Here is a 23,308-nt window from a genome sequence, read left to right as displayed (position 1 = left end):
GTAATATACCGCAGCAAAAAGAGCCGCAAATAGCAGCACGGTTACCAATAATTTTAACCATAACATTTTCATTTAATATATCCTCCTAAAGTTATCCAGAGCACGATATCCATTGTTATACCCTACTCTACGTTACTAACCTTTTAAAACCATGCTTTCAAATCAGTGCCTACTCAAGTCACCAAAAAGACAAAAACCACTAGTCCTTTATAGGTAATTTGTAACATGAATTGATCTAGATCATATTGTCGTTACAACAATACGTAATATGTTAACAGCTAGTTACACAACGGTAAAAGCAAAGGAGTGTCGTATGGAACTAAAACAAGACCCAAAGTGTTATACAGATGTATGTATTAATGGAAAATGGTTTCACCACGACCACTGTACAACCACAGTTTATATGTTAAAAGGTGGAGCTTCTCCATCCATTGAGCTGGCAAAGATGCCGACAACTGAAAATGAGTTAGTAGAGATGATAAATAATATCGTTTAACCTTCAGCTAATGATCGGTGAATTGAGTGTTGGTATTCTAACTACCAGCACTCAACAACACTTAAAACCCTGCATCAGCTAGTTTCTTTCGCTTATCACATTCATGCAATACCGCTAATTTTTGTTGCTGGCTAAATGAACGCCAAGCAGTAATTTCGTCGAGCGTTCGAAAACAGCCAACACATCTGTCATTTTGATCTAAGCAGCAGTGCCGAATACAAGGCGACTGCGCCATTTCTTGCTCTTGATTGACCATATTACTCTGCTATTGAGATAAATAATTGCAAATGACTCGTCTCATCATTCGCCCAACGTTGCCAATCTAACTTAATCATTCTGCGACGGCTGGTTTAATCCCAGCTCTTTCTGCAACTTTTTTGTCAGCCCTAACGATACCAACCGATATGATTCATTTAGATAATATATCAGCTCTTCATCTGTCTCTTCGCTACTTTCATAATGTTGGATCCACTTCATTCCTCTCGAAGCAAAATAAGGTGCAGGCTTATAGCCCGATTGATCCGCTAGAAATTGATAATTGAGATCTGACGTTTTAAAAATAAATGCTGGCTGTTGATCTGGGCCTAATCCACCTATGGCAAATACTTTCCCACCAACTTTCCAAACATGAGAATCATTCCACTGCATTACGTAACTCGTCGCCGATAAAGACTGGCAATATTGATTAAACTCGTCGTATGTCATCGTTTTGCATCCTTATTATCACTACTCAACATGACGTTTGTTCCAATCACAAATATATACCAATCAGACTAATCATAAGCAAAAAGTTAATTTTTACACAAAAAAAACATCCTCCGGCATAGCCGGAGGTTTTTCATATGCGCCTATAAGGCTCTCCTACTGGCAGCGCCCTAACAGGCGCATAATGATCTGACATTTGCATATTACTGTTACTTGCGACCCGTAAACGGGCTACCTGAATACGGGATCGACAATTGCTCTCCCATTTTATCCTGCTCTAGTTGATGCTTTATGTAATCTTGTATCTTGCGGGTGTTTTTACCAGCTGTATCTACATAGTACCCTCGACACCAAAATTCTCGGTTTCTGTACTGGAACTTCATGTTTCCAAACCGCTCATATAGCATCAAACTGCTTTTTCCTTTTAAGTATCCCATAAACGATGAAACACTCATTTTGGGCGGTATTTCTAAAAGCATATGGATATGATCTGCACAACACTCTGCTTCAATAATGTTCACATTTTTCCATTCACATAGCTTTCTTAATATCTCTCCTATAACCCTTCGCTTTTCTCCATAGAACACTCGTCTTCTATACTTCGGTGCGAAGACTACATGATACTTACAATTCCAGCGCGTGTGCGCTAAGCTCTTTTCGTCCCCCATTGGGACCCCCTTTCAATTTTTGTTTAACTCTTGTAGTTGCCAGACCACAAGGTGTTTTTAACAAATTGAAAGGGGTTTTATAACTGACTTATAGCTGTAAGCTTAACGGAACCCCCAGCCTAGCTGGGGGTTTTCTATATACAAAAAAAAGAGACCCTAAGGTCTCTTTTTTAAAAGTCTGTATAACTGCATCTAATTAAAGAGCAGCTTTCGCTTTTTCTACTAGAACTGCAAAAGCAGCTTTGTCGAATACAGCGATATCAGCAAGGATCTTACGATCGATCTCGATAGATGCTTTCTTAAGACCGTTAATGAAACGGCTGTAAGATAGACCATTTTGACGAGAAGCAGCGTTAATACGAGCGATCCATAGTTGACGGAACTGACGCTTTTTATTGCGACGGTCACGGTATGCATATTGACCAGCTTTAGTAACTGCTTGGAAAGCTACACGATATACACGTGAACGTGCACCGTAGTAACCTTTAGCTTGCTTTAGAACTTTCTTATGAGATGCACGAGCTTGTACACCACGTTTTACGCGAGGCATTATGTCTCTCCTAAACTATTAAATAAACTAAAAAGAATTAAGCGTATGGCAACATACGAATAACAGCAGCCACTTCACATTTAGGAAGGATTGCGTTAGGACGTAGTTGACGCTTGTTCTTAGTAGTACGCTTAGTCAGGATGTGACGTTTTGTAGCGTGCTTAAACTTTATACCACCAGCTGTTTTCTTAAAACGCTTAGCAGCACCTCGATTGGTTTTCATCTTAGGCATGATGAAGAACTCCGCATTGTTAGTTGTTAATAAACATAGTAATTAGGGCGAATAAAACCCCGTAGTACGAGACTACAGGGCTTAATTACTTGCAGGCCGATAATTACTTCTTCTTAGGGGCTAGCACCATGATCATTTGACGACCTTCTATTCTCGTTGGGAAAGATTCAACAACAGCTAATTCTTCTGTATCCACTTTCAAACGATTAAGAACATCGACACCGATCTCTTGGTGTGCCATTTCGCGACCACGGAAGCGAATTGTTACCTTCACTTTGTTGCCGTCTTCTAGGAAACGGGTCAGGTTGCGTAGTTTTACCTGATAGTCTCCAATATCAGTTCCAGGACGGAATTTAACTTCCTTAATCTGAACCTGCTTTTGCTTCTTCTTCTGCTCTTTAGCAGCTTTGCTCTTCTCAAAGAGGAACTTGCCATAGTCCATCACACGACAAACTGGTGGCTCGGCGTTAGGGCTGATCTCTACAAGATCCATACCAGCTTCTACGGCTGCATCTAATGCTTCAGCAATTGGTACTACACCAACTGGTTCACCATCTGCGCCAGTTAAACGAACTTCACGAACGCCACGAATTTCACCGTTTAAACGGTGCTGGTTTTGTTTGGCCGGTTGTTGGCCACGTCTTCCGCCTTTAATAGTTTATTCCTCCAGATTGAGCTTACGGCTTGAAACCTCAGCATTAAGGTGACTTATAAAGTCCTCTACCTTAAATTTACCTAGGTCCTTGCCCTTACGAGTACGTACTGCGATTTCACCGGCTTCCATTTCTTGGTCACCACATACCAACAAGTACGGTACACGTTTTAAAGTGTGTTCGCGGATTTTAAAGCCTATCTTCTCATTTCTCAAGTCCGGTTTGACTCTAAATCCAGATTTTTGCAATTTATTTGCAACTTCTTTAACGTAATCAGCTTGTTTGTCGGTAATATTCATAATTATAGCTTGCTCTGGTGCCAACCAAGTCGGGAAGAAACCAGCGTACTCTTCAATTAATATTCCGATAAAACGCTCTAAAGAACCTAAAATTGCACGGTGAATCATTACAGGAATCAATCTTTCGTTGTTTTCACCAACGTAAGTTGCGCCCAAACGACCCGGCAAGTTGAAATCCAGCTGCACTGTACCACATTGCCATGCACGATCTAAACAGTCATGAAGGGTAAATTCAATTTTAGGGCCATAAAATGCCCCTTCACCTTCTTGAATGTCGTATTTAATATCAAGATTTTCTAACGATTCTTTCAGTGCTTCTTCTGAGCGATCCCAAATCTCATCACTACCAACACGTTTTTCTGGTCTTGTAGATAGTTTTACTTCTATCTCTTCAAAACCAAATGTCTTGTAGACATCGTAAACCATCTTGATGCATTCAGTTACTTCGTCTTGAATCTGCTCTTCAGTACAAAATACGTGTGCATCGTCTTGGGTGAATCCACGTACACGCATTAACCCGTGTAGAGCACCAGACGGCTCATTACGATGACAAGAACCAAATTCCGCCATACGTAATGGTAGATCACGGTATGATTTCAAACCTTGATTAAAGATTTGTACATGACCAGGACAGTTCATCGGCTTGATGGCATATTCGCGGTTCTCAGAACTGGTGGTAAACATAGCATCAGCGTATTTATCCCAGTGTCCTGAACGTTCCCACAATACGCGGTCCATCATTAATGGGCCTTTAACTTCTTGATAGCCGTATTCGTCCAATTTTGCACGAATAAACACTTCTAGATCACGGAAGATAGACCAACCATTGTGATGCCAGAACACCATTCCCGGCGCTTCTTGCTGCATATGGAAAAGATCTAGGTGCTTACCAATTTTACGGTGGTCGCGCTTCGCAGCTTCTTCCAAACGTGTTAAGTGAGCTTTAAGTGCTTTCTTATCGTGAAAAGCTGTTCCGTAGATACGTTGCAGCATTTTATTGTCGCTATTACCACGCCAATAAGCGCCGGCAACATTCAACAGAGTGAAATGTTGACAGAAACCCATATGAGGAACATGCGGGCCACGACACATATCAATGTATTCTTCGTGGTGATATAAACCCGGACGATCGTCTTTTGCAACGTTCTCATCCAGAATTTCCATTTTGTATGTTTCGCCACGCGCTTCAAATACGTCGCGCGCTTCCTGCCAGCTTACCGTCTTTTTAATAACCTGATATTTGGTTTTTGCCAGCTCTTTCATACGCTTCTCTAGCGCATCGAGATCTTCTTGCGTTAAAGAATGCTCAAGATCGATATCGTAATAGAAGCCACTGTCTATGGTTGGACCAATAGCCATTTTGGCATCAGGAAAAAGCTGTTTAATTGCGTGACCCAATAAATGCGCACAAGAGTGACGTGCGATTTCTAGGCCATCATCATCTTTTGTGGTGATGATTTCTAGACTTGCATCGCTTTCGATTAAGTCACAAGCATCAACACGTTTGCCGTCTACACGACCAGCAATGGTGGCTTTAGCAAGACCAGGGCCGATAGATGCAGCGACATCAAGAGTTGACACAGGGTTATCAAATTGACGTTGACTACCGTCAGGAAGAGTAATTACAGGCATGATATATCCTTACAGTGGTGTTGCGTACCAAGCAACACATGCGAGTTCAAAAGTTTAAGTTATTTTCTTAATGAATCTCACTCAGTAATACGCATACCGGAAATTCATCAAGAGCGGAATTTTACCCGTTAAAGGCTGAATTGCAAAGAGAAGCTTTCAGTTTATCTACTTTTATTTCTCATCCCTTAATCGACTCGTTGATAAGAGATAACCCAAAGTTTGGTAATTCCAGGATAAATGTCTGAAATAACCTGTTTAAGTTCCGTTAATGTCATGTTCTCTTGTGTGGCGTGATAATCGGTAAGTTGTTCAAACTGAATGGGTTCGACACTATTTATCTTCAAACGACAAAACCACCTATTCTCTTCAAAAGTACTGACTTCCACCGTACTTCCAACTAAAAAGTTGTTCTCGCTCTCGTCACGAATGGTGATTACCTTTTTACCAGACAAAATATCAGCAACAAATCGTTCAAAAAACGTCATTTCTGTTAAGTAAGAAGTAGACATAGCGGTCCTCTATTATTCTTTTATATGTTTTGCCATCATAACAAATCTCATCCGTTAATTTGCAGAGATATTCTCTTTAGCGCCAAATAGTGTCACACTAGCCGTCGCGAATAACACTATTTGTTATCAGCATTAATCTGTTAAAGTCGCACTATCTTATAAATCCCCGCCACTGGATAGACCATTCAATACACAAATTTGTATATAATTGGCCTGTTTTTGGCTATGAAAAGAATATTATGTTTCTATCACCTTATTTCTCAGTAAACAACGAGCAGTTTCAATTTACTCGTCAGCAAGCAAGTCACTTCGCTAAAAAAGTAGCTGGCGACTTTAACCCTATTCACGATGAAGACAATAAGCGTTTTTGTGTTCCTGGTGACCTTCTTTTTGCTGTATTACTGAAAAAAGAAGGCATTAGTCAAAAGATGCGATTCGACTTCTCTGGCATGGTAAGCGACGGGGTTGCTCTACATATCGAAGATAAGGGAGACACAGAGAGCTCACTGCTGGATGAAAAAGGCAAAGAGTATCTTCATATGAGCCATCATGGCGAAGTCAATCACGACCCAGATTTTATTGAACATGTAGTAAAAAACTATGTGCAGTTTTCTGGTATGAATTTCCCACACATAATGGTTCCTCTAATGGAAGAGCAGCAGATGATGATAAATTGTCAGCGACCATTGGTCATATATGAAAGCATGGAAATTGAATTTGACCGTTTAGATATCAGTCACCCAGAAGTGGTTTACTCTGGTGCTACGTTTGATGTAGAGGGTAAACGTGGTGTTGTTACACTCAACTTTGATTTTAAAGAAGATGGCATCATAGTTGGTAAAGGCGTTAAGCGTATGGTTGCCAGTGGTTTACGACCTTATGTGCAAGAAGATGTCGACGCTTTAGTTGCCCGTTTCTTTGAGTGTAAAGAGGCTTTTTTGCAAAAGCTTGATATCGCTGCCTAGCCAAGCAAAGTTATCCTCAAATCTGAATTGAACATTAAAAAGGTCTGCAACATTAATTGCAGACCTTTTTATTATATCCAACGTCGAACTCGAGCTTTATATTCACCGTACTCTTGGCCAAACTTAAGCTGTAAGTGCCTTTCCTCTGGTTCAATTTGAAAGCGATTCATGTAAAGAACAAAAAGTACTGGCACCAACAAACACAATAAATTTTGCTGCCAATAGCCATAACCAATCAAAAGTAGAAGCAGACCTAAATACATCGGGTTACGAGTTCTTTTGTACACGCCACTTTCAACTACGGTTGATGTTTTGTGCACGTCAACGGGATGTACTGTAGTTTTAGCCTTTTTAAATTCGGCTATACCGCTTAAACCAAAATAACCACTGGCAACAAAACAGGCTGCAAAAACCAGCCATGTCAGTGGAAACCCTATTGAAAAAAGATCAATCATCGCAAGCAAATAACTCAAACCACCAGCAAGAATAAAAACCAGTACTGGTGGTACCTTAAGTTCAAGTGGCTGCATGGATACTCCTTTATACTAATTGAAGTAGAGCCTGAAGCGGATGACTAACCTTCTCCTCTTCAAACCTTTTTACTTGGCTTCGACAAGAGTAGCCCGAGACTAAACAGCGGTCTTTGGCTAATTTGGCAAAGTTAGGCTTCCAGCTTAAATCATAAATATCTTTAGATACTGATAATTTATCGGATTCATGTCCAAATGTTCCCGCCATACCACAACAACCGACAGAGACAGTTTCAAGAACACCGCCAAAGTACTTGAATATCGTTTGCCACTCTTTTTCTGCATTTGGCATTCGAGTTTTCTCGGTACAGTGAGCAAATAGATACCAAGGAGGCTGCTGAGAAGCTTCACCCACTTGCAACGATTCAAGTTCGGCAAACAGATACTCGTGAACATTAAGCACGGTGAAGTCGCCCCTATTTTCCGCCAATATATCGGCATACTCATCTCGATAACAGAGCACTAAGGCAGGATCTACCCCAACCATGTCGATATCAAGATCAGCAAGCATATTAAGGAAAGAGGCGGTACTGGTTGCCGTTTCAGTAAATTGCTTTAAAAACCCTTTTATATGCTGAGCTTTACCGTTGGGCTTGAAAGGAACAAGCACTGGTTGTTTACCGACTTTCTTTAATAGAGCAACAAAGTCTGCTACTACTTCTGCCTCATAATATGAGGTAAATGGGTCTTGCACGATAAGCACATACTGCAGTTTTTGCTCTTTAGACAGTGCCGCCAACTTCTGCATATCAAATTTGATATCAGGTTGATTGACCAGATATTGATGTAGCGTTGGTGATGATAATAGTGGAGCATCCACATAACCTATTGTTGAAGCCGTTAAACTTTGCATCCACTTTTGCGAAAGAGCCATATTGATCACTTTTGGTACTTTCGCCATCACTGGCAGCATAGTTTCGATGTTCGCCACCAAGTAATCTTTTGCAGGTCGTTGGTAACGTGAATAATAAAGATTTAAAAAACGCGCTCTGAAACTCGGGACATCTACCTTAATCGGACATTGAGTTCCACAAGCTTTACAGGCTAAGCAACCATTCATAGCCTCATAAACTTCATGCGAAAAATCGTATTCGTGACGCTTATTAACACTATTTCTCACTCTATCAATCATCATCTTGATGGTTGGATTATGCTGTAACGTCTTTTTCTCCATATCAAGGACATCGATACCCTGTTCAGTGAGCTGACGTAACCACTCTCTGACCAAACCTGCCCGACCTTTAGGTGAGTGACGTCGATCTGCCATCACCTTCATTGAAGGGCACATTGGTGAATTGACGTCATAATTAAAACATAAGCCGTTGCCATTGCATTCCATCGCCTGCTGGAAACTGTCTCTCACTTTAACGTCAATTTGGCGATCATAGTCAGCACGTTTTACTCCAGAGACTTTGACCAGTTCTGCTGCGCTATCCAAGGGCGTACAGATTTTACCGGGGTTCATTTTATTGTGCGGGTCAAAAGCAGATTTAACTCGACGCAATTCATGGAACAACTCATCACCAAAAAATTCAGGTCCATATTCAGATCGGAATCCTTTGCCATGTTCACCCCACATCAAACCGCCATACTTAGCAACCAGTTGGACAACTTGTTCTGAAATCTCCAACATGAGTTGTTCTTGCTGAGGGTCACAAAGATCCAGCGCTGGCCGAACATGAAGAACGCCAGTATCGACATGACCAAACATACCGTAATGTAGCGATTTTTTATCCAGTAGTTGACGAAACTCTACAATAAAATCAGCAAGGTTTTCTGGTGGTACACAAGTATCTTCAACAAATGCTATCGGCTTGGCTTTACCTTTTGTCGCGCCTAATAAACCAACCGCTTTCTTACGCATATTGTAGATACGCCCTATGCTGGCCAAATCATTGCAGACTTGATAACCAATCACGCCATTAACTTCTTGCTCAATCATCGTATCGAGAGCCGCGGTTAGCTTATCGACGTCTTGCTGTATCTTTAACTCATCCAGCCCAGCAAACTCTACAATATTAATGCCCAACATCTCTTTGTTTGGCACATCTTGCAAAAGATGACTAACCGTATTCCAAACGATATCTTGCTTAGCCAGATCGAGAACTTTGGAATCCACAGTCTCAACGGATAGAGCATTTGCTTGCACTAATAATGGCGCCGTTCGCAGAGCGGAATCAAAACTGTCGTATTTAACATTGACCAACACGCGAGATTTAGGAATGGCGGTTAAGTTCAGTTTTGCTTCAGTGATAAAGGCTAGCGACCCCTCTGAACCACAGAGAATTCGCGTAAAATCAAATTCATCCTGTTCATTAAGAGCATTTTTCAAATCGTAACCGGTTAGAAAGCGATTAAGTTTAGGGAATTTATCAACGATCTCGTTTCGTTTTGAACGACACACATGTTCAGAAACTGAAAGCGCATTAAACGCATACTCCCCTTCATCGGCAGAGCCCTTTGACCCATCAGTTTCATAAACCGAACCGTCTGCAAATACCGCTTGAAGCGATAAAACATGATCGGACGTCTTACCATAAACTAAAGAACCTTGCCCTGATGCATCGGTATTGATCATGCCTCCAAGAGTCGCCCTATTACTGGTGGAGAGCTCCGGGGAGAAGAAATAACCGTAAGGCCGAACAGCGTCATTAAGTTGGTCTTTAACTATCCCTGTTTGAACACGAACCCATCCTTGCTCTTGATTGATTTCAAGAACCTGATTCATATGCCGAGAAAGGTCAACAACAATGCCTTGAGTCAGTGACTGACCATTTGTTCCAGTCCCTCCCCCACGAGGAGAAAATGTGATCCTTTCAAAATCGGCATCTTTTGAGATAAATCCGATTAGCATAATGTCTTCAGTTGATTTAGGATGAACTACCGCCTGAGGAAGCTGTTGATACACACTATTGTCAGTTGCAACAGCAAGACGGCTCGCATATTGGGTTTCGATATCGCCGCTAAATCCACGCTGTTTTAGCCTAGATAAAAACGTTACGACAACTGGATCTACATTAATTTCATTTTGTAATCTTGGTAACATATCGCTTCCTGCCCCGACATCACTGATTCCTGCAGTACGGGTATATGTGTTTTTTATGATTGCGGTCACTTTACAACATTTGAAATATTAACAAAACCACTGAGACTGCTAATCTTTTTATTCAATATTGAAAATTGCAAAGTAGTGTCGATACTACAGAACGGATCAAAATGAAAAAAAATAAAGTAGTAACAACAGAAGATATCCTTTTAAAACTGTGCCAATCAGTTTCTGGCGTACTCAGCTCTGCTACCAACTCTAATGTTGGATACTCAGCAATGGTGCAAAAAATCAATAAAACCTGTTTAAAACCCGACTTTGGCTGTTTTGTTCTTTTTGACGGCGGTTTCTCAGGTTTAGTGGTAATTAACTTTACCTCTCAAGCGGCATTAGAAGTTTACACAAACTATATGAGAAATATGGGAATGCCAGAAGAAGAGTTGGCCATTTTGCATACCTCTGATGAAGTTGGTGATGTACTTGGTGAGTTAATGAACCAGTTGGTTGGTGACTTTACCAGTAAGATTCGTAAAGATCTTAAAACCAACATCACTCAAAACCAACCTAAGATGCTGGCGATTAACAAACAAGTATTAATTTCCATTGATACTAACCTCGATCGTCCACAGGCGAGACGCGTCACCTTTACTACAGAAAATAACAACATTTTCTACCTTGAACTGGCGATGGATAAAACCGAGTTTATTCAGCTTGAAGAGTTTGATATTGAAGAAGATGAATCACCTGACGCAATACTAGAAGCTGAGCAGAATAAAAAACCAAAGAACAGCCAGAATGATACCGCAGCAAACGACATCTCTAATGACCTGTTAGATGAATTAGGTATCTAAACCTTATCTCGCTCTTATCAAAAAACCGCTTTATAGGCGGTTTTTTATTGCCTGTTATCTACGGGGATAACTTTAATTCCCCACAAAAAATCGGTAAAATGGCCGACTGGCCTTTTCAAACTGGTTGTTTTTAATAATTTCAATGGATAAAAAGAAAGCCCTAAAAAAGATCGCTAAGTGTCTTGAACTCGGAAATTCAGCAAACGTTAACGAAGCTGCTCAAGCAATTAAAATGGCGCACCGCCTTATGCTTAAGTATGGCCTTGATAAAGACGATATTGAATTTATTAAAATGGGCAAAACACAATCTACCCATCTACTACCTGCAAGTATTAGTTCGACGATTCTACGAGTAATTAGAGGCATCAATACAAAATTTGGTGTTGAAGCCGTATTACTAAATCACAAAGGATTAAAACGTGTTGAATTTATCGGGGAAGCAGACAGAGCGATTTTTGGTGCATTTGCTTTCGATATTATCTACCGCGAGATGAACGAACAAACCGGTCAGTTTCGCAATAGTTTTGCCGGTTCAGGAACCAGCAATACAGAAGTCACAAGACGCGTTAACTCTTTTGTTTCAGGTTGGGTAGAAGGCGCATTAGAAAAGCTACCAGTAATAGCACCAGATGATGACTCCAATAACAAAATAAACAACTATATTGACCGAGAGTTCAAAAATATAGACCGCGAAACATTTAAACAGCAACTAAAAGAAGCAATGAAAAATATCACCGCCGATTATGAAGTCGGGCTTAAAAAAGGGCGTAAGCTATCAGTAAATAAGCCTGTCGATGGTGCAAAAGCTCATAAGATGCTTAAATGATAGAGAACAGTTGAAAATTAACAGGGAGAGCGGCATTAGTATGAGAAGCAGTACAGCATTTATTCACTATGTTTGGCTTTTCTTTCTTGTTAGCTCTACTGTACTCGCCCAGCCTAGCAAAGAACTGATTGAACAAGCAGAAGACAATCAACTCGAAGCACAAATAGCGGTTGCACAGCAATATCAGTCAGAAAATAAGTTTAAGCAAGCACACTATTGGTATCTAAAAGCCGCGCTGCAAGGTGATAGCAAAGCGCTGCAATCTCTTGGTCAGTTGTATGAACAACAAAAACAACCGATAAATCCACTCAACGTATCTGAAAACTGGTACCAACTGGCCATAGATGCGGGAAACAGTGATGCTGAAGATGGCTATTCTCGTGTATTAGAAGCACTTTTCAACCAGCAACGTGCAAAACAGGTCTCATCTATCGCCCTACTGGATCAACATATTGATCAAGACATAACCACCGACTCTAATAAAAGCAGCACAACGGTAAAACCTGAGAAAAGTCGCTTAGTTGAACCAGAAATCATTATTATTTCATCCATATTACTTGTCGTTGTTTTTGCTGTCGCACTACGACGAAAAATGAGAAGCCACAAACAGAGCAATTTATCAAAGTTGGAGAAAACCATTGCACAGCAAAGTAAAAAAATCAGATCACTTCAACTGCACCTGAACAAAGCCCATCTTCAACTTAAACGAAATCAGCAAGTAGAAAAAACCGTATCCAATGACAATAAACTGGTAACGGCTTGTGCCGTTCTCGGTTATGTCCCTAATCGCATTCCTGATGAAAAACAGATCAAACTACGTTACAAAATGTTAAGCCGCATCTACCATCCAGATACACATGGCAGCGATGAAGAGATGAAGAGACTAAATTCCGCGATTAAAATAGTGATTTCTCATGTTAAAAGCAGCAAAGCCTAACCCGCGATAACAAACAATTAACATTTTCTCTATTTATATGTATAATCCTTGGTCGAATTACCTTAATGATCCCCCGTTTGGGATCAGAAAATCGGCATAATCGTCTATGTTATCCGAATATTAGGTTCTGAAATTTCTGCTAAAGGAGAGTCGTTGTGTTCAAAAAACAAGGTATATGTGATTGGTGTAGTAAAATGAGTCTATTAGCCCGTCATGACTATATAGACGGAAAATACCATTTCTCGTGTGCTAGTTGCCATGACATCGCAACATTAGACGTCCGTCTATTCAATAAAGATGAACTCACACTCAATGGAAGCCGCTACGATAGCATGCAAAAATAGTTGTAGCTTAAGTCGCCTAGACAATCTGATTGAATTTCGTTATCGCCAATAAATATCAAAATGCAAAAGAGAACAGCATTAAACTCTTTAGTTCAAAATCATCGAAGTCAATAGCCATTTTCTCTCAACGTTATCTAACACTGACTTAGATTCGTTAATACGTTCACGTCTTACTTTCCGCAACTTTTGATTGCTAACGGTTAACCCAGCATGACTATGCTGCGCAAAATTGCATCTTTAGCTAAAGCTCACAAATTCTCGCAAACAACGCTTTCTTCTTAATTTCTGGGCTTTGCAAAGCGATCTCGCTTGTTTTTTCCACACTCTGTTTACTAAACAGGCAAAAAAACAGTTGCACTCCGATCAAATTACAAGTACTGTTGTTTTATACAGTATGTACATAGGAACAGTATGATGCTTCAAATAAACGCAAATAAAAAAGCCTACTCAGTATTAAGCCCTATTTCATCTAGCGCAATCAGTTTCCCTGTTGCAGAAAATAGCGTGTACCAAAACTTAGCTAAGCTATCAAATAAAAAACAATGGGTTTTATTTACCGCTAACTGTCCTCGTCCTACTCAACATGAACTAACAAGACATAATGTTAGTTGCGATAAAGTCATCCATATGAAGCCCTCAATACAGTTCAGCGAAGAACAAATTGTCGTTAAAGCCATTCAAGCGAGAACAGCCAGCGCTATTGTTGCAAGTAGTGATCTTCAACAGGACGCCAAAAACCGAATTCAACGGATTGCCAGCAATTATAGTTGCGAAGTTTTTTTCTTATCTCAACCTACCGCCTCTTCATTATCAACAGCTCAGTTACACTAACTAAAACTTAACATATCAAGTTCATAGCCATTAATGTTCCTGCATTAATGGCTTTTCACTATTATAATTCCGCAACATTAAGCAAACGTTTGCTTTTTATCTGGAAGCTTTAAAAAGTTCTGGTATTATTCTCTTTCGATGCCGATGCTAGCTATTAAGATGGCACTATATTAATTATTAGACAAACTAAGGAATGTCGAATGAGTCTTGCAGATCAAGTCCTTGCTGTTAACGATGATTTTCCTATCCGTACTGACCAAGCAGTGCATAGTGGAAAAGTTCGTTCTGTTTATTGGTTAACTAAACAAGATAGTCAGAGACTAATTAAACTTAAAGGGTATGACGTTTCACCAGACGCACCATTGGCGATTATGGTCATCAGTGATCGAATTTCTGCGTTCGACTGTATATGGTCTGGAGAAAATGGACTTAAAGGCGTTCCCGGTAAAGGTGCTGCACTCAATGCCATTTCGAATCACTGGTTTTCACTATTTAAGCAGCAAGGTTTAGCAGACAGTCATATTCTAGATATTCCTCACCCTTTTGTTTGGATAGTTCAAAAAGCCAAACCCGTTATGATTGAAGCTATTTGCCGAAACTACATCACTGGCTCAATGTGGCGTGCATACCAAAAAGGCGAAAGAGAGTTCTGCGGTATAAAATTACCCGAAGGTCTAGAAAAAGACAGTAAGCTACCAAACCTGCTCATTACGCCATCCACAAAAGGGATACTAAAGGGGATACCCGGTGTTCCTGAAGCAGACGACGTCAATATCACCCAACAAAACATTATTGATAACTACGCCTCTTTTAATTTCAATTCTGCGGATGATATTCCTCAGTACGAGCAACTACTAAAGCAAGGCTTTAATGTTATCCACGATGCCCTTGATGAAGTAGGCCAGCTATTTGTTGATACCAAATTTGAGTTTGGTTATGTCACTGATCGTTCAGGCTCGTCCAAACTCATATACATGGATGAAGTGGGTACACCAGATTCATCTAGAATCTGGGATAAGCAAGAGTACCAAAACGGCAATATTATCGAAAACTCTAAAGAAGGTTTCCGTCAATTCTTGCTAAATTACTTTCCTGACTCTGATATTTTACTCAACAAAGACCGAATGGTTGAAAGAGAAGCATTAGCCAATAACAATCTGCTCCCGCAAGAAGCGATTATGCAAATTTCCACAACCTATCTAAATATTGCTGAGAAAATCACGGGGAAGAAAGTGCCACTAAGTTCCAACCCTAAACAGGAGATCATCGATATCTTAGATAAGGAATATGACCTTATCGTAAAATAAGCCCTAATCGCAGATCGAGTCAATTTACTAACGTAGCAGGGACAATTAAGTCCCTGTTTTACGTCATTCCCACCATCACCCACTAATCCTGTTATCAAATATTTACATCTCCCTGAAATATTTTTACTAAATACTAGGTCGAATAGATATACACAATTTACTATGACCCAACAGGAAGTCTCATGAAGTCTAAACTACTAAAATTTATTCCATCAGCATTTATTGCTTTTGTTTTTATCCAGTCACTATTTTTTAAATTTACCGGGTCATATGAAACTGAATTTATTTTTGGCACATTGGGAGAGTGGTCTGGTTTTACCTGGTTTGGCAACATCGGTGGTTACCTAATTGGTTTTGCAGAGCTAATCGCGGCAATACTACTCTTTACTCGTTTTCATGGTGTTGGCGCAGTGATGAGTGTAGGCATCATGTCCGGTGCTATATTCTTCCATCTATTCACTCCGTTAGGTGTTGTTATGCCCGAGTTTAATAGCGCTGGTGAAATCATAGGGAACGACGGTGGATTGTTATTTACTATGGCATGTATTGTATGGTCTTGCGGTGCGTTTCTGGCGATTATGGATATCAAAAGCGAAAACGGGTCACTTAAGCAGTTACTAAAATAGAACCACGCTTTTCGCAACACGGAGAATGTTGTTCATTTAGATAAATTTAGAGATTCAGTTCCAGCAAGTGCTGAATCTCACCACTGATATACATTTCATTTAACGCTTGATCAAACTTATCTAACTGTTGGCCTGCCATCTCCGGATGGCAAGCCATATAGTTAACACTGGTGAAAAAAACCAACTCAGGTTCACCCAACTCTATATTCATCTCTTGTGATAATTTATTTGCAGCATTGACATCAACAACCCAAAAATCGACACGGCGATGTTGCAGCATCAACAACCCTTGTTTCATCTCTCCAGTCAAACGAACATGAAAACCTTTACGCCTTAAGTATTGACCTATGCTGCTGCCAAGATAGGTTGCTATGTTATAGCGCTTAGCATCATTTAAGGTTGTCAGTGGAATGCTTCGATTAGCCGCACTGTATAATGCATATTGGACAATGGCAATTGGGCCAACCCAGCTATACTTAGATTCTCTGTCTTGGGTTCTATCGATAGGAAATACACAGGTATTCCGATTTTCCGCTACTGAGTACATCCCTCTCATTGCAGGTTTAATTGCCACCTTGTAAGGGGTTGAGGTTTTATTAAGTAACTGCTCAACCACATGCCAAGAATTGCCGCCAACAACCTTCTTATCTTCTACCGACACTAACGGAGGATTGTGGTAGGTAAATAACGTCAGTGTATCCTCAGCCAACAATTTGGACGAAAGAAGTAATAAAAGTAGTATCGGCAAATATACTATTTTTTCCATTGTTGGTATGACTCTTCAAATGATAACGTTTTAGGTGTACTTTCGTTGATGAGCTCTTTCCATGGCGCACCTTCCTTATTGAGCCAAACCTCCGCATCAGACTTATCATTTAGTCGAGGTTCACAGCGCATATCCGCTCTATTTCCTATTTTTTTAAGTCGTGAGTCCATCTCATCCGCAAGCATACGCATACTATCTTCGACCGTGACATCACCTTTAACTGCTGGGCCAATATGCTGCCACCAGACACTTGCAAGTTCAGCATAATCGGGCACGCTAAAACCGGTAGGTGTCCAATAGTTTCGAGCGTCACTTTGGTAGAATTCCAATAATCCCCCCCACTCTTTCGATCTTGCCTGTAAATAAGAGGATTGAATGTCGGACTGACGTATGGGAGTAAAACCATTCAAAAACTTCTGCATGGATACGGTTTTAGATACTGTAAACTGTGCGTACAGCCATGCTGCTGCGCTTCTTTTATCTGGCGTAAGCCACAAAAATGTCCAGCCACCAATATCCTGATATCCCGATTTCATTCCTTCTTTCCAGTACTTTCCTCTCGGTGAAGGTGCGACACGCCACACTGGTTCCCCTTTCTCATTCATTACCGAAGAGTCAGCAGCAGAAAGATCCGGCAAAAATGCTGTATACCAGAAGATCTGTTGAGCAATATTTCCTTTAGCCAAGTATTCACTAGAGGAGACAAAGTCCTGTTCAATGGCTTCTGGTGGAGCGTACTGCGTTAACCATTGAACGTATTTGTTTACCGCGTATATTGCCGCAGGACTATCAAGAGCGCCCCCTCTTGAAACACTAGCGCCCGCCGGGTGACAATCGTTCAAACGAATGCCCCAATCGCCAACCGATGAATCTGTTTGGTTTGCTCCGGCAAGGCTCAACCATGAATCAGATATCCGCCAGCCCAATGAGGGATCAAAATGACCATAATCCATATGGCCCCACACCCTTCTATCATCAATGTATTGAACTTTCTCGGTAAAGAACTCGGCAATGTCTTGATAAGCCGCCCAGTTTTGTGGGACACCTAGAGCGTAACCGTACAGCTGTTTAAACTGTTTCTGTAAATCGGGACGAGAAAACCAATCATGCCGATACCAATACAAGTTAGCGAATTGTTGGGTAGGCAACTGATAGAGAATGTCATCTGGGCCAGTGACAAAATCGATGCCTATGAAATCATCCAAAGCCAGCGTAGGTAACGTAATATCGCGCCATTTATCATTTATCATCTCAGAAATAGCGACCACTTTTTGACTACGGTAATGAGTACCTAAAAAGTCAGCATCATTAACGTACGCGTCATATAAGCTAATTCCGGTATCCAACTGAACTTGAAGCTTCTTCACCAAATCATCTTCTTCGGTGATTTCATGAACCACATGAATACCCGTTAATTCAGTAAATGCCTTCGCCAATACATTAGATTCATACCTATGCGTTGCAATATTCTCAGATACCACACGGATGGTCATCCCTTGAAAAGGTTTAGCCGCATCCATAAACCACTTAAGCTCTTCTTTTTGCTGAGATTCCGATAAGGTGGAGTGTAAAAACTCATCACTAAGCAAACGCTTAATAATATGTTCTTGTTTCACTGTTAATTGATGACTTTCTGCGTATATTGAGCCGCTGACAAGTAGGGACACCAATGCGCAATGAGAATATTTAAATTTTGCCAATTTACTTTCTCTAGTTAGTTCTTTGATCACTCTGTTCTATTGAATACCTAAACAATACAAAAACGATACCTTATAAGGCTAGGATAAATCGATAAAAAAGCGAGCTTTTCTTAATGATAACTCACAAGTTAAGCCCGCTTATTTGAACCATAGTAACATCATTTTCGTTAACTTATTGAACGGCTCATACAATCGCAAATAATCAATATCTGACTTGTATAAGTCACTGACTAGCGGCTGTCATTGTTTCGAAAGAAAACCGCTGTTCTGATTTAAAAAGGTTAATTTTAAAAGAAGAAATCAGAAGGTAGATCATATCATTAATCAACTATAAGTCATTAGTAAACAATGAGTTAACAGTGAACTACAAGTTGATAGTAAACTGATCTTGAGCCGTATGCTGTATGGTTGTATTGGTTTTTTCAGCTATTAGTTCAATTTGGTTTCTATCCAGTTCATAAGGCATCATCAAAGTCAGTTCACCAATGCCTTCTAGTTTTGCGAGCCTTACTAAGCGAATCAAGTTTCTTTCATCACTGCTTCGAGTAGACAAAGATTTGCTTGCTTGTTGCCATAACCTGTCTTCGGGCGCAGTTAAATCCTTGACACTGTCCTTCCATACCGTGGTAAATACTGGCGCAATTGACGAAAGTATCTCTATAAATGTTAGTTTTTTCTTACTAGACGCACCTAAAAATGACGTGTAATCAAAAACCACAGATACAGCTTCATTTTTTTCCATTATCTCCTCCACAGGATAGTGGTAAACAACAAACGCGTAAGGCTACTATTACGCACCTTTTTACATACATCAATACGATATAAAACAACAATCTTTTGTCATCGGTTAATTAAGACAAAAAGCATATAAAAACCAAGCTGTTAACAAACAACCTACAGCCTAACGAAGTAATGTATAACGTTTTTAATATTTCAACTACCGAAGTAATTAAAAAGGTTATTAAAAAACAGTAACTTCGGTGATCAATTAACGTACATCAACAATACGGCTACCTTTTTTATACTGAATTCGCCACCCTTGCCACCTTGGTAGTTCCCACCTTTTTGGATCGCCTCTTCGTAATCCATTTTTATAGATAACATAGACCCGTTTTTGAGCCGCATGATATTCAACCGTCAGTTGCAGGTCACCTAGATTTAATAGCAACGGATAGGTAGAAGCAAACTCTTCATACTGCCAATAAGGGATTCCTTCAAACAGAAAATCCTCTGCTTGAAACAGCTCTAGCTCGTCAGCGTCAGAAATGCCCAGATCCACTAATTGTTTAGTAAACCACTGTTCAAAACTCAGATCATTGTGCTGTTGACAGGATGCATCTAAACCCAGCTCAACATAAAGTCGCCAATGAGTGATCTCTTCGCTTCGTTGCCGAGCAAAGCCACTAAGAAAAGTTTCAGCAACAACGGCTTCTATAATAGGCTTCAGCACTAAGTTACCTTCTGGAACAACCAGCTTGCGGCAAATTATTCTCCCGGCATAAGTTAAAGCTAGCTGAGAATACAACACGCCATCTTCTACAACTGTTTCCCCTTGAACCCAATCGCCAATAGAAAGCTCCGACAGATACGACAACGAACAGGGAAACATTATCGTACCGAGGTTTAACGTCTGTTTTACTCCTCGTCCCGGAGTTGAGTGTTGATCAAAGACGATTGCAGCCTCTGCTTCGTCATTAAATAGACTATTACGAGCTGGCGATATTTCTACATAACCATTGGCCAGCATTTGCCTACGTTTTTCTCGACGGACATAGAGCAGCTCAGGGTGAGTATCCACCACTGCGGTAAAAAGGATTTTCTATCAAAACGAGAAGCGACTTCTAATTCAGGTAGATGAAACAGTTTCCGTATTTGTCGTGCCATCGCTTGTGCTTCAAATAGCGCTTGGTGGTCAACGTCTAACGCCTGACATTGCTCTCCTCGAACGAGTCGAATGATCAACTCGACATCACAACTGGCAGGCAACCAGTCTGCCAAATGTTTTAATTTCTCTTCACTCGTTGGTAATTTGTATAGATATCCAGCAACAGATAAGCCTGCAGCAAGATCGATCATTGCTTCTTGCAGAGCTCTGGTTGGCATTCTAGTCAATAGGTCGGCATAAAGTACGTCAATTGCTAAAGGATAGAGTATTTCACCATGCTCTGTGGCTACTCCTTCACGATCAATCGCTCGCATAACAGTTAATGTTTTCTTTGCTTGTTGGATTGATTTTTCTGGCAATAATTCCAAAAAGGCCAACTGATCAAGATGAAAGCCACAACAAGCACTCGCTAACATCGCTTCGGTTAACTCTCCTCTCAGTAACTCTGGAGGAGTCACTGCTGCAAGTGCGGCGTGCTGACCATACATTCGAATACACTGACCATCCATAACCCGACCCGCTCGTCCAGCCCTCTGGTTCGCACTCGCTTTAGATATCGCCGTTAAACTTAGCACCGTACGACCATTTCTTTGGCTGGTTCTTCGCTCCAAACCGGAGTCAATCACTAATGATATATTGGCGATCGTTAATGAAGTTTCTGCCACATTGGTGGCCAATACGATTTTTTGCTGAACAGAGGGGGTTAATGCTCTCTCTCGCTCTCGGTCCGATACAGATGCATGCAATTGCACGACATCTACGCCATCAATGGCGACGAGCATCTGGGCACACATACTAATCTCTTTACGGCCGGGCAAAAAAACCAAGATATCACCGTCACATGTGGCGAGCTCTGTACGTACGACATCCACGACTCTTTTATCTAGCCCTCTCCCGTCAGGCAGATAATGGCTATCCGCCGCCCTATAGCTCACCGCGACATGATGTAATCTACCTGATGCTACCAGTCGCTTTGCTTTTACATACTTTGCTAGTTTTTCACCTTCTATGGTGGCAGACGTTATCACAAGCCGATGGCTAGCGTTCTCTTTCAACATTGCTACTAAAAGATCCATGTCCCAACGCCGCTCGTGATACTCATCGATCAGGACTATATCAAAATCACTCAATCTATTTTCGGAAAACCAACGTAGTGCAACGCCTGGGGTAACGAACAACACTTGCGTGTCATCACTATACTGACCATCTAACTTAATAGCATATCCAATAGACTCACCCAACCTGCTCCCCTCTTGTTGGGCGATGTAACTGGCTAGAGAAGTACAAGCAATACGTCTTGGTTCAACAACCAATACGCGGCCAAACTGACTCGCCCAGAGAGGTAACCGAGTGGACTTCCCTGACCCCGTTTCGGCCTCAACGACAATATGATGATGCTTAATCAGTTGATTAAACTGCTCTTTTATCGAATCAATAGGAAGGAAAGACATAAATGAGATAAACCGCACAATATTAAATCGGAAGTGAGATATTATACTGAATCTGCGTCAATATGCTTGTGTGAATAACGGTTCTACCATATAAACAACCTCTTTTTATAACCCACTCAGCAAGTTCATATGCCAAGAGATATCCATGCTTGAATTTATTGCCCCATTAGGCGGCTATATCGCACAATATATACCAGAAATATCCATCGCTTTTATCGCTTGTTTCTTGGTAATGTTAGGTAACGATATAAATCGACTGGTTAGAAAGTTGATGATTAGACAACCATTTATTCTGAGAACAGTCGCTTTTATCTTGCTTAACGCATTTGGTTATGGCTTGCTCATTGTAAAAGCGTCCCCTTATCTCGCTAGCTGGTTGCGTTCATTGGATTCAGAAATACTCATTTTAACGATACTGATTGCATTTTCACTTATCGGCATTTGGGCACAAAAAATCGTCATGTTTAGAGCTGCTATGTTTGAGGAAAGAATTTGAACTTTACTGTCAATAAACGAATTAAAATAGCTTTCTGTACACTGGTTATCATGACCTTGTGCAGCTTGTTATTTGCTGATCGTTTAATCAGTTGGGGTTCTGAGGATAAAATCTTTGTTCAAGCTGAAAATCTTCCAAACTATGATGTAGCATTAGTTCTGGGCACCAGTAAATACTTAGGCAAAGTATTGAATGATTATTACGCTAACAGAATTAATGCCGCCATCTCTCTCTACAATGAAAAGAAAGTGGAAGCTTTTTTGTTAAGTGGTGATAATGCGCACCGTTCATACAATGAACCATGGACGATGAAAAGAGATCTGCTTAAAGCCGGTGTTCCTGAACAAGCTATTTTTCTTGACTATGCAGGCTTTAGAACACTTGATTCTATTGTTCGTTCTAAAGAGATTTTTGATGCCGATGAGTTTATTATCATTACTCAAAAATTTCATTGCGAGCGTGCGCTATTTATTGCTCAGCACTTCAACATTCACGCAGTCTGTCTGGCAGTACCCGGTCCACAACAGCATTCGGGTATTAAGGTTCGAATTAGAGAGGTTTTCGCTCGTGTGAAAGCCCTGCTTGATATCTATATATTTGCTACTCAACCTAAATTTCTTGGTCCCAAAGAGCCTATTAATCTCAATGGCCAAACCTCGTAGTATTCACGCTATTTATTTATCTAGATCAATTTTTCATTCCATTTTGTTTATAAATCAACCTGCTTTCCGCCTGATTTTCAAACCGTCTTCTATACTAATATTTGGATATTTACTCTAATTGTCATTGATGGAACAGGCATGGAAGCCACGATTTAGAATTATTGAACCGTCTGTTGAATCAGTAACATTTACACCAATAACTTTTACTTATTAGGACCTGTTAACGGATCACCGCTATTTTGCACTGTTTGTTACTGCTTGATATCTGACGACATTCAAATTGAATAGATGATCTACTCAATAGCTCAACAGGCCTTAGACATTCGACGTTCAACTATCAG

At 40.5% G+C, this 23,308-nt stretch carries 24 protein-coding genes and 1 pseudogene; 11 read left to right on the top strand and 14 right to left on the bottom strand.

What is annotated here, in order from left to right; genetic code table 11:
• Nucleotides 1-313: 313 nt before the first annotated feature.
• Nucleotides 314-496 (top strand): hypothetical protein, encoded by a 183-nt coding sequence (locus CHJ_RS06975; protein WP_171754612.1) that lies wholly within the window; start codon nucleotides 314-316, stop codon nucleotides 494-496.
• Nucleotides 497-557: 61 nt separating this feature from the next.
• Here CHJ_RS06975 and CHJ_RS06970 read toward each other — a convergent pair whose 3' ends face one another.
• The 8 genes from CHJ_RS06970 to yqfB form a co-directional block, all read right to left on the bottom strand.
• On the bottom strand, nucleotides 558-752 hold the full coding sequence (locus tag CHJ_RS06970) for a DUF1289 domain-containing protein (protein WP_317917279.1): 195 nt from the start codon (nucleotides 750-752) through the stop codon (nucleotides 558-560).
• 71 nt (nucleotides 753-823) lie between these two features.
• Entirely contained in the window at nucleotides 824-1,201 is a 378-nt protein-coding gene (locus CHJ_RS06965; RefSeq protein ID WP_171754614.1) for an MmcQ/YjbR family DNA-binding protein, read from the bottom strand.
• A 209-nt stretch (nucleotides 1,202-1,410) separates the two neighbouring features.
• A complete protein-coding gene (gene tnpA / locus CHJ_RS06960; protein ID WP_317917278.1) occupies nucleotides 1,411-1,869 on the bottom strand; it encodes an IS200/IS605 family transposase in 459 nt (152 codons plus the stop codon).
• Nucleotides 1,870-2,065: 196 nt separating this feature from the next.
• Nucleotides 2,066-2,419: a 50S ribosomal protein L20 gene (rplT, locus tag CHJ_RS06955; protein ID WP_171754615.1), complete on the bottom strand. Its 354-nt coding sequence runs from the start codon at nucleotides 2,417-2,419 to the stop codon at nucleotides 2,066-2,068.
• 37 nt (nucleotides 2,420-2,456) lie between these two features.
• Nucleotides 2,457-2,651 (bottom strand): 50S ribosomal protein L35, encoded by a 195-nt coding sequence (rpmI, locus tag CHJ_RS06950; RefSeq protein ID WP_171754616.1) that lies wholly within the window; start codon nucleotides 2,649-2,651, stop codon nucleotides 2,457-2,459.
• A 103-nt stretch (nucleotides 2,652-2,754) separates the two neighbouring features.
• Nucleotides 2,755-3,306 carry a translation initiation factor IF-3 gene (gene infC / locus CHJ_RS06945; protein ID WP_171754647.1) on the bottom strand — a complete coding sequence of 184 codons (552 nt, stop codon included), beginning with the start codon at nucleotides 3,304-3,306 and terminating at the stop codon, nucleotides 2,755-2,757.
• Nucleotides 3,307-3,309: 3 nt separating this feature from the next.
• Complete coding sequence (gene thrS, locus CHJ_RS06940; RefSeq protein WP_317917277.1) at nucleotides 3,310-5,235, bottom strand: threonine--tRNA ligase; 1,926 nt, start codon at nucleotides 5,233-5,235, stop codon at nucleotides 3,310-3,312.
• Between the two features lie 185 nt (nucleotides 5,236-5,420).
• Nucleotides 5,421-5,744: a N(4)-acetylcytidine aminohydrolase gene (gene yqfB, locus CHJ_RS06935; protein ID WP_171754618.1), complete on the bottom strand. Its 324-nt coding sequence runs from the start codon at nucleotides 5,742-5,744 to the stop codon at nucleotides 5,421-5,423.
• Between the two features lie 239 nt (nucleotides 5,745-5,983).
• Between yqfB and CHJ_RS06930 the strand changes: the two genes are divergently transcribed.
• On the top strand, nucleotides 5,984-6,709 hold the full coding sequence (locus CHJ_RS06930) for a DUF3581 domain-containing protein (RefSeq protein ID WP_171754619.1): 726 nt from the start codon (nucleotides 5,984-5,986) through the stop codon (nucleotides 6,707-6,709).
• Nucleotides 6,710-6,780: 71 nt separating this feature from the next.
• Here CHJ_RS06930 and CHJ_RS06925 read toward each other — a convergent pair whose 3' ends face one another.
• Together CHJ_RS06925 and CHJ_RS06920 are read right to left on the bottom strand one after the other, a co-directional pair.
• Nucleotides 6,781-7,239: a methyltransferase family protein gene (locus CHJ_RS06925; RefSeq protein ID WP_317917276.1), complete on the bottom strand. Its 459-nt coding sequence runs from the start codon at nucleotides 7,237-7,239 to the stop codon at nucleotides 6,781-6,783.
• A 10-nt stretch (nucleotides 7,240-7,249) separates the two neighbouring features.
• The gene (locus CHJ_RS06920) at nucleotides 7,250-10,285 is read right to left on the bottom strand and encodes an FAD-binding and (Fe-S)-binding domain-containing protein (RefSeq protein WP_317918092.1); all 3,036 of its coding nucleotides are present in this window, start codon (nucleotides 10,283-10,285) and stop codon (nucleotides 7,250-7,252) included.
• Between the two features lie 170 nt (nucleotides 10,286-10,455).
• On the opposite strand from CHJ_RS06920, the gene CHJ_RS06915 reads away from it, so the two are divergent.
• The 7 genes from CHJ_RS06915 (at nucleotide 10,456) to CHJ_RS06885 (ending at nucleotide 16,007) form a co-directional block, all read left to right on the top strand.
• A complete protein-coding gene (locus tag CHJ_RS06915) occupies nucleotides 10,456-11,136 on the top strand; it encodes a DUF3334 family protein (RefSeq protein WP_171754621.1) in 681 nt (226 codons plus the stop codon).
• A gap of 142 nt (nucleotides 11,137-11,278) precedes the next feature.
• Nucleotides 11,279-11,962 carry a DUF2786 domain-containing protein gene (locus CHJ_RS06910; RefSeq protein WP_171754622.1) on the top strand — a complete coding sequence of 228 codons (684 nt, stop codon included), beginning with the start codon at nucleotides 11,279-11,281 and terminating at the stop codon, nucleotides 11,960-11,962.
• 40 nt (nucleotides 11,963-12,002) lie between these two features.
• Nucleotides 12,003-12,899, top strand: a complete 897-nt coding sequence (locus CHJ_RS06905) for a molecular chaperone DnaJ (RefSeq protein WP_317917275.1) — start codon at nucleotides 12,003-12,005, stop codon at nucleotides 12,897-12,899.
• 194 nt (nucleotides 12,900-13,093) lie between these two features.
• Nucleotides 13,094-13,243 carry a hypothetical protein gene (locus tag CHJ_RS06900; protein WP_216613471.1) on the top strand — a complete coding sequence of 50 codons (150 nt, stop codon included), beginning with the start codon at nucleotides 13,094-13,096 and terminating at the stop codon, nucleotides 13,241-13,243.
• A gap of 411 nt (nucleotides 13,244-13,654) precedes the next feature.
• Nucleotides 13,655-14,074, top strand: a complete 420-nt coding sequence (locus CHJ_RS06895; protein WP_171754625.1) for a hypothetical protein — start codon at nucleotides 13,655-13,657, stop codon at nucleotides 14,072-14,074.
• 200 nt (nucleotides 14,075-14,274) lie between these two features.
• A complete protein-coding gene (locus CHJ_RS06890; RefSeq protein ID WP_317917274.1) occupies nucleotides 14,275-15,381 on the top strand; it encodes a phosphoribosylaminoimidazolesuccinocarboxamide synthase in 1,107 nt (368 codons plus the stop codon).
• Between the two features lie 182 nt (nucleotides 15,382-15,563).
• Nucleotides 15,564-16,007 (top strand): hypothetical protein, encoded by a 444-nt coding sequence (locus tag CHJ_RS06885; protein ID WP_317917273.1) that lies wholly within the window; start codon nucleotides 15,564-15,566, stop codon nucleotides 16,005-16,007.
• A 46-nt stretch (nucleotides 16,008-16,053) separates the two neighbouring features.
• Here CHJ_RS06885 and CHJ_RS06880 read toward each other — a convergent pair whose 3' ends face one another.
• The 4 genes and pseudogenes from CHJ_RS06880 to CHJ_RS06865 form a co-directional block, all read right to left on the bottom strand.
• Complete coding sequence (locus CHJ_RS06880) at nucleotides 16,054-16,773, bottom strand: substrate-binding periplasmic protein (RefSeq protein ID WP_317917272.1); 720 nt, start codon at nucleotides 16,771-16,773, stop codon at nucleotides 16,054-16,056.
• On the bottom strand, nucleotides 16,761-18,473 hold the full coding sequence (locus CHJ_RS06875; RefSeq protein ID WP_317917271.1) for an ABC transporter substrate-binding protein: 1,713 nt from the start codon (nucleotides 18,471-18,473) through the stop codon (nucleotides 16,761-16,763). The genes CHJ_RS06880 and CHJ_RS06875 overlap by 13 nt, the downstream gene beginning before the upstream one ends.
• Before the next feature lie 364 nt (nucleotides 18,474-18,837).
• On the bottom strand, nucleotides 18,838-19,215 hold the full coding sequence (locus tag CHJ_RS06870) for a transporter (RefSeq protein WP_171754630.1): 378 nt from the start codon (nucleotides 19,213-19,215) through the stop codon (nucleotides 18,838-18,840).
• A gap of 246 nt (nucleotides 19,216-19,461) precedes the next feature.
• A pseudogene (locus CHJ_RS06865) lies at nucleotides 19,462-21,809 on the bottom strand (helicase-related protein).
• Between the two features lie 145 nt (nucleotides 21,810-21,954).
• On the opposite strand from CHJ_RS06865, the gene CHJ_RS06860 reads away from it, so the two are divergent.
• Both CHJ_RS06860 and CHJ_RS06855 read left to right on the top strand, forming a co-directional pair.
• Nucleotides 21,955-22,305: a DUF3392 domain-containing protein gene (locus CHJ_RS06860; protein ID WP_317917270.1), complete on the top strand. Its 351-nt coding sequence runs from the start codon at nucleotides 21,955-21,957 to the stop codon at nucleotides 22,303-22,305.
• A gap of 50 nt (nucleotides 22,306-22,355) precedes the next feature.
• Nucleotides 22,356-22,967, top strand: a complete 612-nt coding sequence (locus tag CHJ_RS06855; protein WP_171754649.1) for a vancomycin high temperature exclusion protein — start codon at nucleotides 22,356-22,358, stop codon at nucleotides 22,965-22,967.
• Nucleotides 22,968-23,308: the final 341 nt, after the last annotated feature.

The organism is Vibrio sp. MACH09, from assembly GCF_033238805.1.
GTDB lineage: Bacteria > Pseudomonadota > Gammaproteobacteria > Enterobacterales > Vibrionaceae > Vibrio.
Note: the sequence above shows the minus strand (reverse complement) of the source record. Positions and strands in the feature narration are given on the sequence as shown.

Bases quoted from the DNA above. Each gene is read 5' to 3' on its own strand.
- CHJ_RS06975 (WP_171754612.1), top strand. From the start codon at position 314: ATGGAACTAAAACAAGACCCAAAGTGTTATACAGATGTATGTATTAAT.
- CHJ_RS06970 (WP_317917279.1), bottom strand. From the start codon at position 752: ATGGTCAATCAAGAGCAAGAAATGGCGCAGTCGCCTTGTATTCGGCAC.
- CHJ_RS06965 (WP_171754614.1), bottom strand. From the start codon at position 1,201: ATGACATACGACGAGTTTAATCAATATTGCCAGTCTTTATCGGCGACG.
- tnpA (WP_317917278.1), bottom strand. From the start codon at position 1,869: ATGGGGGACGAAAAGAGCTTAGCGCACACGCGCTGGAATTGTAAGTAT.
- rplT (WP_171754615.1), bottom strand. From the start codon at position 2,419: ATGCCTCGCGTAAAACGTGGTGTACAAGCTCGTGCATCTCATAAGAAA.
- rpmI (WP_171754616.1), bottom strand. From the start codon at position 2,651: ATGCCTAAGATGAAAACCAATCGAGGTGCTGCTAAGCGTTTTAAGAAA.
- thrS (WP_317917277.1), bottom strand. From the start codon at position 5,235: ATGCCTGTAATTACTCTTCCTGACGGTAGTCAACGTCAATTTGATAAC.
- yqfB (WP_171754618.1), bottom strand. From the start codon at position 5,744: ATGTCTACTTCTTACTTAACAGAAATGACGTTTTTTGAACGATTTGTT.
- CHJ_RS06930 (WP_171754619.1), top strand. From the start codon at position 5,984: ATGTTTCTATCACCTTATTTCTCAGTAAACAACGAGCAGTTTCAATTT.
- CHJ_RS06925 (WP_317917276.1), bottom strand. From the start codon at position 7,239: ATGCAGCCACTTGAACTTAAGGTACCACCAGTACTGGTTTTTATTCTT.
- CHJ_RS06920 (WP_317918092.1), bottom strand. From the start codon at position 10,285: ATGTTACCAAGATTACAAAATGAAATTAATGTAGATCCAGTTGTCGTA.
- CHJ_RS06915 (WP_171754621.1), top strand. From the start codon at position 10,456: ATGAAAAAAAATAAAGTAGTAACAACAGAAGATATCCTTTTAAAACTG.
- CHJ_RS06910 (WP_171754622.1), top strand. From the start codon at position 11,279: ATGGATAAAAAGAAAGCCCTAAAAAAGATCGCTAAGTGTCTTGAACTC.
- CHJ_RS06905 (WP_317917275.1), top strand. From the start codon at position 12,003: ATGAGAAGCAGTACAGCATTTATTCACTATGTTTGGCTTTTCTTTCTT.
- CHJ_RS06900 (WP_216613471.1), top strand. From the start codon at position 13,094: ATGAGTCTATTAGCCCGTCATGACTATATAGACGGAAAATACCATTTC.
- CHJ_RS06895 (WP_171754625.1), top strand. From the start codon at position 13,655: ATGATGCTTCAAATAAACGCAAATAAAAAAGCCTACTCAGTATTAAGC.
- CHJ_RS06890 (WP_317917274.1), top strand. From the start codon at position 14,275: ATGAGTCTTGCAGATCAAGTCCTTGCTGTTAACGATGATTTTCCTATC.
- CHJ_RS06885 (WP_317917273.1), top strand. From the start codon at position 15,564: ATGAAGTCTAAACTACTAAAATTTATTCCATCAGCATTTATTGCTTTT.
- CHJ_RS06880 (WP_317917272.1), bottom strand. From the start codon at position 16,773: ATGGAAAAAATAGTATATTTGCCGATACTACTTTTATTACTTCTTTCG.
- CHJ_RS06870 (WP_171754630.1), bottom strand. From the start codon at position 19,215: ATGGAAAAAAATGAAGCTGTATCTGTGGTTTTTGATTACACGTCATTT.
- CHJ_RS06860 (WP_317917270.1), top strand. From the start codon at position 21,955: ATGCTTGAATTTATTGCCCCATTAGGCGGCTATATCGCACAATATATA.
- CHJ_RS06855 (WP_171754649.1), top strand. From the start codon at position 22,356: ATGACCTTGTGCAGCTTGTTATTTGCTGATCGTTTAATCAGTTGGGGT.